Annotated in this window: 12 protein-coding genes; 1 reads left to right on the top strand and 11 read right to left on the bottom strand. The window is 41.5% G+C overall.

Features of this window, described 5'->3' with window-relative positions:
* Window positions 1-5: 5 nt before the first annotated feature.
* The 11 genes from JV16_RS06200 to JV16_RS06150 all read right to left on the bottom strand — a co-directional run bounded on the left by JV16_RS06200 (window position 6) and on the right by JV16_RS06150 (window position 12,424).
* Window positions 6-1,136: a phenylacetate--CoA ligase family protein gene (locus tag JV16_RS06200; protein ID WP_042534748.1), complete on the bottom strand. Its 1,131-nt coding sequence runs from the start codon at window positions 1,134-1,136 to the stop codon at window positions 6-8.
* On the bottom strand, window positions 1,136-1,924 hold the full coding sequence (locus JV16_RS06195; protein ID WP_009361542.1) for an ABC transporter ATP-binding protein: 789 nt from the start codon (window positions 1,922-1,924) through the stop codon (window positions 1,136-1,138). The genes JV16_RS06200 and JV16_RS06195 overlap by 1 nt, the downstream gene beginning before the upstream one ends.
* 61 nt (window positions 1,925-1,985) lie before the next feature.
* Window positions 1,986-3,185 (bottom strand): ABC transporter substrate-binding protein, encoded by a 1,200-nt coding sequence (locus tag JV16_RS06190; protein ID WP_042534746.1) that lies wholly within the window; start codon window positions 3,183-3,185, stop codon window positions 1,986-1,988.
* 57 nt (window positions 3,186-3,242) lie between these two features.
* On the bottom strand, window positions 3,243-4,313 hold the full coding sequence (locus JV16_RS06185; protein WP_171334775.1) for a branched-chain amino acid ABC transporter permease: 1,071 nt from the start codon (window positions 4,311-4,313) through the stop codon (window positions 3,243-3,245).
* A gap of 3 nt (window positions 4,314-4,316) precedes the next feature.
* Window positions 4,317-5,201, bottom strand: a complete 885-nt coding sequence (locus tag JV16_RS06180) for a branched-chain amino acid ABC transporter permease (RefSeq protein WP_009361545.1) — start codon at window positions 5,199-5,201, stop codon at window positions 4,317-4,319.
* The gene (locus JV16_RS06175) at window positions 5,202-7,112 is read right to left on the bottom strand and encodes an AMP-binding protein (RefSeq protein WP_042534744.1); all 1,911 of its coding nucleotides are present in this window, start codon (window positions 7,110-7,112) and stop codon (window positions 5,202-5,204) included.
* A gap of 12 nt (window positions 7,113-7,124) precedes the next feature.
* Window positions 7,125-7,895, bottom strand: coding sequence for an ABC transporter ATP-binding protein (locus tag JV16_RS06170; protein WP_042534742.1), 771 nt, complete (start codon window positions 7,893-7,895; stop codon window positions 7,125-7,127).
* A gap of 225 nt (window positions 7,896-8,120) precedes the next feature.
* Window positions 8,121-9,695 carry an acyl-CoA synthetase MbcS gene (mbcS, locus tag JV16_RS06165; RefSeq protein WP_042534740.1) on the bottom strand — a complete coding sequence of 525 codons (1,575 nt, stop codon included), beginning with the start codon at window positions 9,693-9,695 and terminating at the stop codon, window positions 8,121-8,123.
* 134 nt (window positions 9,696-9,829) lie between these two features.
* Window positions 9,830-10,024: an alpha/beta-type small acid-soluble spore protein gene (locus JV16_RS06160; protein WP_009361549.1), complete on the bottom strand. Its 195-nt coding sequence runs from the start codon at window positions 10,022-10,024 to the stop codon at window positions 9,830-9,832.
* 58 nt (window positions 10,025-10,082) lie between these two features.
* Window positions 10,083-11,276, bottom strand: coding sequence for a tRNA uracil 4-sulfurtransferase ThiI (gene thiI / locus JV16_RS06155; protein WP_042534738.1), 1,194 nt, complete (start codon window positions 11,274-11,276; stop codon window positions 10,083-10,085).
* Window positions 11,273-12,424 (bottom strand): cysteine desulfurase family protein, encoded by a 1,152-nt coding sequence (locus tag JV16_RS06150; RefSeq protein ID WP_042534737.1) that lies wholly within the window; start codon window positions 12,422-12,424, stop codon window positions 11,273-11,275. Before JV16_RS06150 ends, thiI begins: the two co-directional genes overlap by 4 nt.
* 178 nt (window positions 12,425-12,602) lie before the next feature.
* Here JV16_RS06150 and brnQ point away from each other — a divergent pair, with 178 nt between their 5' ends.
* Window positions 12,603-13,931, top strand: a complete 1,329-nt coding sequence (gene brnQ, locus JV16_RS06145; protein WP_042534735.1) for a branched-chain amino acid transport system II carrier protein — start codon at window positions 12,603-12,605, stop codon at window positions 13,929-13,931.
* The last annotated feature ends 7 nt before the right edge of the window (window positions 13,932-13,938 follow it).

Below are 13,938 nucleotides of genomic sequence, written 5' to 3'. Positions count from 1 at the left end.
TCTTTTTACCATTTTCTTTGGTCGATGAGACACCGCTCTCCGTCATTTACACGATCAACGGAAACAAATGTCGGTGTAACACGAATAACGTTTTTTATTTTTTGTTTCGCTTCTTCATTCAGCTCTTTTTCGATGTAAATCGTCAATTGATCATGACCACCTTCATTTGTTACGACCGCTTGAAATAGCGGGCATCCTACCTCAACCATGACTTGCTTCAACTGTTGTTCGTGCACAAACATCCCTTTCACTTTTACGCTTGTTCCAACACGTCCAAGCACACCAACGATACGCTCGCCTTTATACCCATCGACCCAACGTGACACATCTCCCGTGCCAAATCGAACAAGCGGATACGTGCGATCAAATATCGTAACAACTATTTCTCCCTCCTCATCAAGCGGTACTCCGCTAATCGGATCGCACAGTTGGACGATAGCTCGCGAACTAATTTTTAAACCTGGACCTTGATGATCTTCAAATGCAATGCAACCGCAATCAGCCGTCCCATATCCTTCAAAAACATGAATACCCCGTTGTTCAAACTGTTCGCGCATGCTTTCTGTTAACTTTTCTGCCGTAAAAAACGCCTTTTTCACCGTGACATGTATTCCTTTTTCATCCGCATACTGCAACAATAAATATAAAAAACTTGGTGTTCCAACATACCCAGTCACTTGCAAATCATTCATGAGCTGCACTTGCAATTCGCGATTGCCTGGTCCTGCCGGCACGACGGTTGCACCGATACGACGAAGAGCGCTATCAAACATAAAACCTGCTGGAGACAAATGATATGAAAACGTGTTCTGTACAATATCATCGCTTGTAAATCCAGCCGCTCGAAGCGCTTCTGCAAATCCCCAATCATCCTCTTCTTTTCCTTGCGGATCGTAAATCGGTCCTGGGGACATAAAAATGCGTGCCAATTCATTCGATCGTGTTGTAATCATATTTCCAAATGGCAACTCATGTTTTTGTAAAAGAGGTAATTGTTCTTTTTTCAATACCGGAATGCGACTCAGTTGCTCAATCGTTTCTAATTCATGTGGATTAATGTTTTCAGCGTCTAATCGCTCGCGCAATGCCGTAGACCGCTCATACGCTTCAATCAAAAACGATTTCCATCTTTCCATTACAACCACCGCTTTCTCCGTTTATACGACTTCACTTCTCGATAATTTTTACGCCCTTTTTCGCTCATCCCGAGGTAAAATTCTTTTACATCTTCATTTTCAAGTAATCTCTCGACAGGACCGTCCATTACGATGCGACCGTTTTCCATAATATATCCGTAGTGCGCAATCGATAATGCGATGTTTGCATTTTGTTCGACGACGAGAATTGTCGTTCCTTCTTCTTCATTAATTCGCTTAATAATCGAAAAAATTTCTTTCACAAGCAAAGGGGCAATTCCTAACGATGGTTCGTCGAGCAGTAAAATTTTTGGTTTTGCCATCATGCCACGACCGATTGCTAACATTTGCTGTTCTCCACCCGATAAATATCCTGCTTGGCGATGGCGTAACATATGAAGCTTCGGAAAGTAATGATACACTTTTTGTAAATCTGCTTTAATATTGTGGCGATCTTTTCGCGTATGAGCACCGACGATTAAATTTTCTTCTACCGTCAAATGTTCAAACACGCGTCTTCCTTCCATGCACTGAAAAATCCCTTTTTTCACAATTTCTTCTGCATCTTTTCCCTCGATTCGTTCTCCATATAGCTCAATATATCCATCTGTTACTTCGCCATCTTCACTTCTTAGTAATCCCGAAATGGCTTTTAACGTTGTTGTTTTTCCTGCCCCGTTACTGCCGAGCAACGCGACAATTTTTCCTTCTGGAATAACCATTGACATACCTTTTAACACGAGAATAACGCGGTTATACATCACTTCCACATTGTTTAACGTAAGCATTCGTCTCCCCCTTTCTGAAAGCGAAAGGGTGCTTCCTGTTGAAAACACCCTTTCATTCACTTTAATATCCGAAGTAGTCTGTAAACACCTTAAACTGTCCGTTTTCAACTTTCGCTAAACGAATTTGATTCGTTCCCGCATGATTATCAGCCGTAAACGTAACTGGTGCAGCTAAGCCGCCTAAATCAAGATCTTTTAATTTTTCTAATCCTTGACGAATGCCTTCTCCCGTCGTTGGATCATCCGCTCGCTTAATTCCTTCTACTAAAATTTTCGCTGTAACCCATCCTTGAATAAATTTTTGGTTTTTGTCCTCTAATTTTTCACCCTTGCTTGCTAAATACTCTTTCACTTCAGCCATCCCTGGTAAATCTTCATATGGAAACGCATGTGTCACCACTCCGATAAACCCTTCTGCCGCATCCCCTGCAATCGGGATCAATCCTTCACCAGTTGTCCAGTTTAAACCGATAAATTGCGTGTCAATGCCTAATTTTTTCGCATCTTTTAAAATCGTTGCTGTCGCGCCCCATGTTTGTTGAATAATCGCATAATCCGGCGCTTTTTTCTTCATGTTCAATAGCTGGGATGTCGCATCAAGCGCTTTTAAGTCAACAATTTGTTCATCCACAATCTCTACACCAATTTCTTTCGCAAAGTCTTTTGCATCTTGAATTGGTGATTTTCCAAATGCCGTGTCATTATAAATAAGCGCAACTTTTGGCGTGCCACCTGTATGATTTTCTTTAATCCAACGAAGCACTGAGCGTGCCTGGTCGGAATACGACGCCGCTGTCAAAAAGTTGTATGGGCTTTCTTTTATATTTTTTAAATTTTCTGAATAAGAAGCTGAGAAAAATGGTATTTTATCTGCTGCAACTTGTTGCCGCAACGCTTCCGTATCGGCTGTTCCCCATCCTAAAATCGCTGACACTTTATCGCTCGCTTTATATTTTTGATACAACTTTTGCGCTTCAGGAATTTTATAAGCGTAATCTTGCCCGACAAGCTCAATTTTATAGCCGTTTACCCCACCTTTTGAGTTAATGTATTCAATATACGCTTTTTCTCCTTCAGCATACGGTGTACCAACATCTCCCGTTGCGCCTGTAATATCAAACAATGCACCAATTTTAATCGTTCCCTGCTCTTTTTCTCCTTCTTTTGCCGGTTCTGTTGCTGTTTTGTCACCTCCTGAACACCCGAATAACATGCTTGCTCCGAGAAGCCATGTAGCGAGTAGTACACCTTTTTTCTTCATTCATTCATCCCCCTTATGTTTTTTTGTTTGTATATAAAGCGGATATGCCGCTTTATACTACTTCGTATAAGAAAATGGCCAAAGGCGGAAATAATTTTTTATATTTGACCAAATTTTATTTAACCCATCTGGCTCATACACGAGAAATAAAATGATCACAACTCCAAAAACGACTTCCTTCATCCCAACAAGCACTCCCTCTAATCCAGGAAACGTGCCGCTCAATACATCGACAACGCTTCGTAGCACAACGGGCATAAGCGTAATAAACACAGCCCCATACAATGAGCCAAATACACTTCCTAAACCACCAACTAAAATCATGGCCAAATATTCAATTGAAACAGAAATGCTGTAAAGCTCAGGGCTGACAATCATCGTGTAATGACCAAGAAGCGCGCCAGCAATGCCGACGAAAAACGAGCTAACGAAAAAGGCAAGCACTTTATATTTAAACAAATCAATACCCATTACTTCTGCAGCAATATCGCGATCGCGAATCGCAATGAACGCCCGCCCGACACGCGTGCGAAATAAGTTGAGTGAGAAGACGATTGTGATCAGTAAAACAACGAACATTAAATAGTAATAGCTCGTTTCACTCATAAACGTAAACGAACCGATTTGGGGACGATTCAATACGAGCCCAGCTGTCCCCCCCGTTAATGAGTCCCACCTTGAAATGACAAACAAAATGATGACTTGCGCCGCCAATGTAGCAATGGCTAAATATAACCCTTTTAAACGCAAAGACGGGATCCCAAACAAAGCACCGACAAGCGCAGTAGTTAACCCAGCAAGCGGGAAAGCAACCCAAAAGCTAAGCCCTAATTTCGTTGTTAAAATCGCTGATGTATAACCTCCTACCCCTAAAAATGCGCCAACCCCGATTGAAATTTGGCCAGTAAAGCCCGTCAAAATATTTAATCCGATCGCACCAATAGCTGCAATCCCACATAATGTCGCTAAACCGACTACATAGTCTGTCGCGACCATAGGAAAAAGAGCAAATAGCGCTACAATCATAAAAATACGCCAACGCACGCGAGCAATTTTCCAAATGGCCATATCTTGCCTATAATCAACATGAAATTCACCACATTGCATCACAAACGGATTTCGCACCATTTCTCACACCCTTTCGATTTCTTTCTTTCCAAATAGCCCATACGGTTTAACCATTAGAATGATGACGAGGATGACAAACGGGATCACTTCTTTCAACCCCCCACCGACAAGCGGGTCTAAATATCCTCCTGTCATACTTTCAATAATCCCGATTAAAATACCGCCAATGATCGCCCCGGGGATGCTGTCAAGCCCACCTAAAATAGCGACAGGTAACACTTTTAATCCGATTAGTGAAAGCGAAGAGTTAACTCCGTTAATATTTCCTAATAGCACCCCGCCAACAGCTGATACGATGGCTGCAATCGCCCAAGCAATCGCAAAAATTGTTTTGACGCTAATCCCCATAGACAAAGCCGCTTGTTGATCATCTGCTGTCGCTCGCATTGCAATACCGAATCGGGAATATTTGAAAAACAACGTAAAAATCATGAGCCAAATCATAACAATGACAAACGACCATGCGTATACAGGTGCGATAATGACTTCACCAAACTGCAACGGTTTTTCTGAAAAAACAGGTGGATATACGCGCGTTTCGTGCCCCCAAATAATATGGACAATCCCTGCAAGTACGCTCGATAATCCGATCGTTGCCATAATCATAGAAATGACTGGCTTTCCAATGAAAGGACGCAACACAACTTTTTCTACGCTCCAGCCAAGCAACGCACTAAACGCTAAAGCGAGCAACAAGGCAGCAATAAATGGAACGTTATAGCTAGCCACAAGCGTCAAACAAACGTACGTCCCGATGAGCAAAAATTCACCTTGTGCAAAATTAATAGCGTCACTCGATTTGTAAATGAGAACAAACCCTAGCGCAACGAGCGCATATACGCTTCCAACGACGATACCAGTGACAAGCATTTGCAAGAAAAAAGCCATTTACGCTGCTCCCTCCCCTTCATCAATCGAGACGACTTTTAACGTCGTTTTAATGACTTGTTCTTTGCCATCACGATATTTAATTGTTCCTTCTACATCAATGTGATCCGTTTCTGAGTACATCCCTTCAATAAGTGAGGCATATTTTTTAGCAATAAATTGCCTGCGCACTTTTTTCGTTCTCGTTAATTCTTCATCGTCCGCATCAAGCTCTTTATAAAGCAAAACAAACTTTTTCACACGCGCCTTCTCTGGCAACGATTGATTAATTTCATTCACTTGTTCTTGAATGAGTTGAATAACTTCTTGTTTCGCGGACAAATCAGAATATGTCGTATACACAAGCTGATTTTTCTCTGCCCATCGTCCGACATTAGCCATATCGATGTTAATGATCGCCACAACGTACGGACGATCGCGCCCAATGGCAACCGCTTCTTGAATGTATGGGCTAAATTTCAGTTTATTTTCAATAAACTGTGGCGAAAACATCTCACCTGTTTGTAAGCGAATGACATCTTTTAAACGATCAATAACATACAAATGACCTGATTCATCTATATACCCTGCATCGCCTGTATGAAGCCAGCCGTCTTCAATCGTCTCTTTCGTCGCCTTTTCGTTTTTATAATAGCCACAACACACACTCGGGCTTTTTAATAAAATTTCGCCTTGCTCAGAAATTTTTACTTCTGTTTCTGGGATTGGTATGCCAACGCTATCTACTTTAATGTCCCCATCGCGATGAACGATCGCAATTCCTGATACTTCTGTTTGACCGTAAATGCTTTTTACGTTCACCCCAATGCTATGGAAAAAGCGAAACACATCTGGACCTAACGGAGCGCCACCTGTATATGCTCGCTTTAAGCGCAACAACCCAAAATGGTCACGAATAGCGCTAAAAACGAAATAATCAGCAAGTTTATACAAGCATTTTGTCCAAAAGGAAACATCGCTTTTCGTAAAATGAGCTTCTGCTACTTTTTCACCAATCGGCTTACACCATTCATACATTTTTCGCTTAAACCAACTTGCGTCTTGAATGCGCACTTGAAATTTTGAAACGATGTCTTCATAAATGCGCGGTGGTGAAAACATGACGTGTGGTCCGATCTCTCGTAAATTTTCAAACACCGTTGAAGGTTCTTCTGGAAAGTTCACAACAATGTTGCAGTGGAATGCCATTGAAATGGTCATCATTTGTTCGCCTATCCAAGCGAGCGGTAAAAATGAAAGGTATTCGTCTTGTTCGTCAAGTGGATCGATTTTTGCGAGGTTTTTTGCCATTTCGAATAAGTTGCGATAAGAAAGTTCCGTCCCTTTCGGATTGCCCGTCGTTCCAGACGTATACGATAAAATGGCGATATCATCATAACATCCTTTTTGCACTTCATCATCAAAATATGTCGGGTGCATTTGTTCAAATTGGCGACCGAGCGTTTGTACATCTTGAAAATACAATAATTTATCGTGCTTATAGTTTCGCATACCGCGCGAATCGTAGTAAATGATATGTTTCACTTTCGAAAGCTCTTGTTCAACTTCTAACACTTTATCAACTTGCTCTTGATCCTCAACAACGACAAACGTCGCATCGCAATTGTCGATAATATACGCTAATTCGTTTGGTAACGACTCTTGATAAATGCCAACGGAAACGCCTCCTAAACTTTGAGCTGCGAGTTGGCTAAATACCCACTCAGGTCGATTATCGCCGATAATAGCTAATTTATCGCCGCGTCGAAACCCGAGCGAAGCAAGCCCTAATGCGAGCGCTTTCACTTGTTCGTAGTAGTCTCTATATGTGTATTCGTTCCAAATGCCGTAATCTTTTTCGCGCAGAGCGACTTGCGTTGGTTTTTGTCGCGCACGAGCGGCTAATAGCTGTGGAAACGTCATTTGTTCCATAAAACTCCCCCTTTATCCCGCATGTTCTTCTCCTAAATATGCTTCTATGACGCGCGGATTTGTTTGCACTTCTTTTGGCGTTCCGTACGCGATCAATTTTCCGAAATCTAACACAGCGATATGATTGGATAAATCCATCACAACGCCCATATCGTGTTCAATTAAAATAATTGTCGTCTTTTTTTCTTCATGAATATCGATAATATAACGCGCCATGTCTTCTTTTTCTTCGTTGTTCATGCCAGCCATTGGCTCATCAAGCAATAGTAAATCAGGCTCCATGGCTAATGCGCGACCGACTTCTACCCGTTTTTGTAGACCGTAAGATAGCGTACCAACAGGCACATTGCGCACATGTTCGAGCTCTAAAAAATCGATTACTTCTTCGACTTTATAACGATGCTCTACTTCTTCTTTTTGCGCTTTCCCCCAGTACAATCCACCTGCAAGCACTCCTGTTTTCATGCGCACATGCCTGCCGAGCATAAGATTGTCCAATACAGATAAATGGGGAAATAACTCGATATTTTGGAAAGCCCGTGCAATGCCTAAGGCTGCTCGTTTATGCGGCTTCACATGTGTAATGCGCTCATCTTTGAAAAAGATATCGCCCTCTGTCGGTTTATACAGCCCGCTAATACAGTTCAACATACTCGTTTTTCCTGCTCCGTTTGGGCCGATCAATGAAAAAATTTCCCCTTCTTTCACTTCAAAGGAAACCGAATCAAGTGCCAATACACCGCCGAAGCGAATGGACACGTTTTGCACTTTCAATATACCCACTTCATTCCCCCCTTTTTCTTTATTTCTCTCTCTTTCGATAACACTTTATGGACGTTTTTATATCTTTATGACTTTACACAACGAAAAAACAAAAATGTAAGCGTTATCAAAAGAGTTCATAAAAAACATTTCTTAATTTTAAGAAAATTCTAAAAAGAATAGTACACAATTTTTTTTAGTCCGTCAAGCTTTTTTTCCGCTCCGAATGAATCGGAGCGGAATATGTTATTTTTGCATCGCTTTCATTTCACGTTCGCGCAATTCAACACGACGAATTTTTCCCGAAGTCGTTTTTGGCAGATCGTCGACAAACTCGATTTTGCGCGGATATTTATACGGTGCTGTGAGTTGCTTTACATGCTCTTGAAGTTGTGGAATTAAATTCGGATCATTTTTATCTACTCCTTCACGCAATACAATAAACGCTTTAACAACGTGTCCCCGAATTTCATCTGGACTAGCGACAACAGCACATTCTTTCACAAATGGATGTTTCACTAGCGCATCTTCTACTTCAAACGGTCCAATCGTATAGCCGGAGCTAATAATAATATCATCGCCACGACCTTCGAACCAAAAATAACCATCTTCATCTTTTTTCGCTTTATCACCAGTAATATAATATTCCCCACGGAACTGCATCGCTGTTCGCTCCGGATCCTTATAATAGCATTTAAACAAAGCCGGTGTGTCAACATGAACAGCAATATCGCCAACTTCTCCAACGGCACAAGGCTCACCAAACTCATTAATAATTTCGACACGATTTCCTGGCGTTGGCTTCCCCATCGATCCCGGTTTTATTTTCATTCCTTTCATAACCCCGACAAGCAATGTATTTTCTGTCTGTCCATATCCATCGCGAACTTGAACACCAAAATAGCGCTCAAACGTATCGATCACTTCACGATTCAACGGTTCGCCAGCAGATACAGCGCTATGCAAATGCGGTAATTTATATTGGGAAATTGTCGGGACTTTAGCCATGAGACGATATTCTGTCGGTGTGCAACAAAGCACGTTAATGTTATATTTCTCTAATAACTGTAAATATTTTTCTGGCTCAAACCGACCGTAGTACACAAACCCTGTCGCTCCAGAGCCAAGAGTCGATAGAAATGGACTCCACACCCACTTCTGCCATCCAGGGCTTGCCGTTGCCCAAACGAGGTTTCCTTCTTCAATACAAAGCCAATTTTTTGCTGCTGTTCGTAAATGGGCATATGCCCAAGCGTGCGTGTGCACTACACCTTTTGGATTTCCTGTCGTTCCCGATGTATACGATAAAAACGCCATATCTTCTCGCGACGTTTCTACAGCCATGAATGTATCGCTTTGCTTTGCCATTTCGTCATGCAAATCGAGCCAGCGCTCAGTCGAACCGCCGACAGAAAACGAAACGATATTTTCCATACCTTCAATCGAAGAAAATTGTTCAATATATGGAAAATACGCAACAACTCCTTTTACTTCCCCATGAGAAATGCGATATTGTAAATCTTTTGTGCGCAACATTTCAGAGCTCGGAATAACGACAAGTCCTGCTTTCAATGCTCCAATATATACTGCATATGCCTCTAACAAACGCGGAAGCATAACGAGTACTTTATCCCCTTTGTGTAACCCGTGTCTAGCGAAAGCGTTTGCAATTTTATTCGCCTGTTTCATCAATTCAACATATGTAAGCTCTTTTGTTTCTCCTGCTTCACTTTCCCATTTTAAAGCGATTCGGTTTGGATCATCTGCATACTTTTCAAATTCACTTGTCAAATTATACTTTTCTGGTGCGATTAAATTCATTTCCCTCTCCCCCTTAACCATATGGTACAAGAAAATTATACAAAAAAACCGAATGATTTTGTATAACTTTTCTAAAAATTTTTAAAAGATAAAAAACTCGGTAGGACGCGCTACCGAGTTTTATTTATTATTTATTATTTATTTTGACTACTTAGTTGTTGTTCTGCCATCTTCACGAGACGTTTTGTAATCTCGCCACCAACAGAACCGTTTGCTCGTGCAGTTGTATCTGGACCTAACTGCACACCAAATTCTTGAGCGATCTCGTATTTCATTTGGTCAATCGCTTGTTGCACACCAGGGACGAGCAATCGATTTCGATTTGCCATTCGTTTTCACCCCCTCGCATCTATATGTTGTGCAAAACGAATGGACTTCATACGTCATCTAAAAGAGCTCATCCAATGGTTGATCTGGTTTTAACGTAATCGTTTCGACGCGAGCGACCGTCTCCGCAATCATTTCGTCTAAAGGTAAAAACTGTTCATATTGAATAATTTTCTCTTTTTTCGGTTTCGTTTTCGGTGCTTTTGGAGTAAAAATTGTACAACAATCTTCATATGGACGAATGGAAATATGATGTGTTCCAATTCGTTCAGCAATTGCAATAATCTCCGTTTTATCCATTGAAATAAGTGGTCGAAGAATTGGTGTCGTTGTTACATCGTTGACAACAACCATGCTTTCAAGTGTTTGGCTAGCTACTTGTCCTAAACTTTCTCCCGTCACGATCGCTAGTCCATTTTCCCTTTTGCGAATTTCATCTGTAATGCGCAACATCGCACGACGAGTGGAAATGAGGGAACAGTTTTCTGGCACCTGCTTATAAATGGCTTGTTGCAACTCCGTAAACGGCACGATATGAAGGCGAATCGTTCCGCCAAATTCCGTCAAACGTTGAGCTAAGTCAATGACTTTTTGCTTTGCTCGTTCACTTGTAAACGGCGGGCTAAAAAAGTGAACCGCTTCAATTTGCAAACCGCGCTTCATTGCCAAATATCCCGCTACAGGGCTATCAATTCCACCAGAAAGCATGAGCATCGCTTTCCCACTCGTTCCAACAGGCAAACCGCCCGCTCCCGGCACGTCGTACGCTGTAATGTACGTTCCTTCTTTTCGAACTTCGACACGAACATCAATGTCGGGATGATGGACATCGACCGTTAAACCTGTTGTATTTTTTAACACATAACTCCCAAGCTCATAGTTTAATTCATTTGTTGTGATCGGGAATTGTTTATCCGCTCTTCTTGCGGATATTTTAAACGTTTTCCCTTCATGCGGAAATTGTTTAACAAAAAAAAGTGTCGCTTCCTTTATTTTTTCCAAATCGCTCTCCGTTTTTAACGCTAAACTTAACGATTGAATCCCGAACACTTCTTGCAATTTTTCAATGACAGGTTGCGGTGGTGTATGATGTAAACGAACGTACATCCGATCGCGCAACGCTTCAATTTGAATGTTTGGAAAATGTTTTAATTTTTTCGCTATGTTTCGTTTTAAGCATCGTACAAATTGCAAACGGTTTTTTCCCTTTGTCGACATTTCACCGTAACGAATTACAATATGATCGTACGTCATTTCGTTCCCCTCGCTACTATTTTTAATCGTTCGTATGCTCGTTCAATAGCTTCAACTATTATTGGAATGTGCTCCATTTGTTGTTCATATGATAAGCTTATGCGAATCGAGCGCTCCGCTCGCATTTTTTCAACTCCCATAGCTAACAATGTTTTGCTTGGCGCTTTTTTCCGAGATGAACAAGCTGATGTTGTTGATACATATACATGTTGTTTTTCTAATTCATGCACAAACGCCTCTGATTTGACTCCTTCTAAAGAAAAATGGATAATATGCGGAGCCGATTGTTCAAACGGGGTATGAACAACAATGCCTTCAATCGCTTGTAAACGTTCGATAAGCGCTCGCTTCATTTCTCCGAGGCGAGCAGAGGATTCGTGATATTTTTCAACAGACAATCGCAACGCTTTCGCCATCGCTACAATGGCAGCGACATTTTCTGTTCCAGAACGTAACTGCATTTCCTGTGCCCCACCAGATAAAAGTGGAGAAAGGCGTACACCTTCGCGAACATATAATACGCCTGCTCCTTTTAAACCGTGAAATTTATGAGCGGAGATCGTATATAAATCAACATTTGCGCGCTTTAAATGAAGCGGCACTTTCGCCGCACCTTGTACTCCATCAACGTGAAAAAGCACTTTCGGATATTTTTTTAACAACATACCAATTTGTTCAATTGGCTGAATGGAACCTACTTCATTATTGACATGCATCACAGAAACGAGAATCGTATCGTCACGCAACGCTTGTTCAATATGTGTTGGAGAAACGATGCCACGCTCATCGACGGGCACATATGTCACTTGAAAGCCAAGTTGTTCAAGCTGCTTACACGCTTCGGTAACGGACGGATGTTCAATCGCTGTTGTAATCATATGACGCCCGCGCTGCTGGTGTTGCCAAGCAACCCCTTTAATTGCTAAATTGTTTCCTTCCGTCCCACCTGATGTAAAAATCACTTCGGTCGGTTTCACCTCGAGCAGACGTGCGATTTGTTCTCTTGCTTGTGTAAGCAATCGCTCTGCCTGCATGCCTAATCCATGTAGCGACGACGGATTCCCGAAATAATCATTCGCTACTTTCATAAAAGATTGCAACACTTCTGGAAACGGTTTTGTTGTGGCGCTATTATCTAAATACATCATCGCCCTTGCCTCCATATACGTTCATATACAAACAGCCTTCTTATATTATCACATCTTTATTCAAAAAAGAAATGATCAAAGAATATTTTAAAGATTGAAACTTTTGATAAAAACGACAAAATTTTTATTTTATATGGTAGTATATAGGCTGGTACGGAGACAACAAAGGAGGATCAACATGTCGAAAAAAGATTTAATCGCTGTCGGTTTCATGTTATTTGCTTTATTTTTCGGCGCTGGCAACATGATTTTTCCTCCTGCTCTCGGACAAGCAGCAGGAGAAAACGTATGGATTGCTATTGCTGGCTTTTTAATTACTGGCGTCGGATTACCCGTTTTAGCCGTAAGCGCCATCGCAAAAACAGGAAGTGATTTACAACAATTAGCTAGTCGAGTACATCCTGTATTTGGTGTTATCTTCACAACGATCATGTATTTAGCGATCGGCCCATTTTTCGGTATTCCACGTACAGGGACTGTCTCGTTTGAAATTGGGGTGACACCATTTTTACCTGAAACAGCCGATCGTTCTATCATGTTAGCCGCGTATACAGTCATTTACTTCATTGTATCGCTTTGGTTGGCGTTAAATCCATCGAAATTAGTTGATCGCATCGGTAAGTTATTAACGCCGCTTTTACTTGTCGGTCTTACTTTGTTTTTTATCAAAAGTATATGGACACCTATGGGCGAGATCCAAAAACCAACCGATGCCTACGCACATGCTCCGTTATTTAAAGGGTTTATTGACGGATATTTGACGATGGATGCCATTGCTGCGCTCGTTTTTGGTATTATTGTCATTCAAGCTATTCAACAAAAAGGAATAACAAACAAAAAACAACTGACAAAACTTTGCATTCAAGCTGGGCTCATTGCTGCCTCTGGACTAACGCTCGTTTATTTATCGCTCGCTTTCATCGGCTCATCAAGCGTGCAGGCGATTGGTTATCGCGATAACGGCGGAGAAATTATTAGCCAAGCAGCCACTTACTTATTTGGGCAAGCCGGGACAGCCATCTTATCGGTTATTATTATGCTTGCGTGCTTAACGACATCTGTCGGTTTATTATCATCGTGCGCAAGCTATTTTTCGAAAATTTCGCCAAAGTTCTCTTATCGAATGCTCGTCATCGTGATGAGCGTCTTTAGCGCGTTCATCGCAAATGTCGGTTTAACAAAACTTATTTCGTTATCCATTCCTGTGCTTATTATCATTTATCCGTTAGCCATTACTCTTGTCGCTTTATCGTTTTTACATGACTATTTTGGCGGGAAACAAACGGTTTACATCGGAGCGATTGCTGGTACATTTCTTGTTAGCGTCGTTGATGGGCTAAAAACAGCGGGATTTGATGTATCAGCCATTTTACACGTATACGAAAAAACATTGCCTTTGTTTGAACAAGGAATTGGTTGGCTCACACCGGCGCTCGTCGGTGGCTTGATCGGTTTGTTGCTAAACAAAACAAATCATGTCACACGTACCGAAAGAAAAGCAAGTTAAAAACGAG

Source organism: Anoxybacillus ayderensis (assembly GCF_000833605.1).
Lineage (GTDB): Bacteria > Bacillota > Bacilli > Bacillales > Anoxybacillaceae > Anoxybacillus > Anoxybacillus ayderensis.
This window is presented reverse-complemented; position numbering and strand designations above follow the sequence as displayed.